Genomic DNA, 409 nt, shown 5'->3' on the forward strand with positions numbered 1-409 from the left:
AAAAGGTGAACTAGAGAAATGGGAAGCTCCAGATCGTACTCTTCTTCAGTTTGATTGGCAAACATGGCACACTGGTTCTCGTGCAATTAGTAACGGATGGCGTTGGTTCGGACGTGTATCTCGTAATACAGACCGAGTTAAAAAGATTACCAATGAAATTCGTGTCAATGCCCAAGTTTATCTAGAATTCCCTATGGAAGGTTGGTAATGATACAAAAAATTCACTGGTCAAACATGGACGATGGCGACGAAGGTATTTCATACTATTCAGTAGATTGGACAGGATGTCCATCCCACTTAGTGAAACATATTTGCCAAGAATAATGAAGTTGAACGTTTTATTACCGAATGCAGGAATTTGAGATGAGTATAGCAATTTACATTAAATCAGAATCATGTGATAGTTATC

The 409-nt window shown here is 38.4% G+C and carries 2 protein-coding genes; both read left to right on the forward strand.

Annotation, left to right across the window (positions count from 1 at the left end; all coding sequences use genetic code 11):
- On the forward strand, window positions 1–208 hold a 208-nt coding region (locus Y887_RS21150), incomplete at its 5' end, for a hypothetical protein (RefSeq protein WP_046965595.1).
- Entirely contained in the window at window positions 208–324 is a 117-nt protein-coding gene (locus tag Y887_RS21645; RefSeq protein WP_502362101.1) for a hypothetical protein, read from the forward strand. The genes Y887_RS21150 and Y887_RS21645, both read left to right, overlap by 1 nt.
- Window positions 325–409 lie beyond the last annotated feature (85 nt).

It is taken from the genome of Xanthomonas pisi DSM 18956 (genome assembly GCF_001010415.1).
Classification (GTDB): Bacteria; Pseudomonadota; Gammaproteobacteria; order Xanthomonadales; family Xanthomonadaceae; genus Xanthomonas; species Xanthomonas pisi.

Bases quoted from the DNA above. Each gene is read 5' to 3' on its own strand.
- Y887_RS21645 (WP_502362101.1), top strand. From the start codon at position 208: ATGATACAAAAAATTCACTGGTCAAACATGGACGATGGCGACGAAGGT.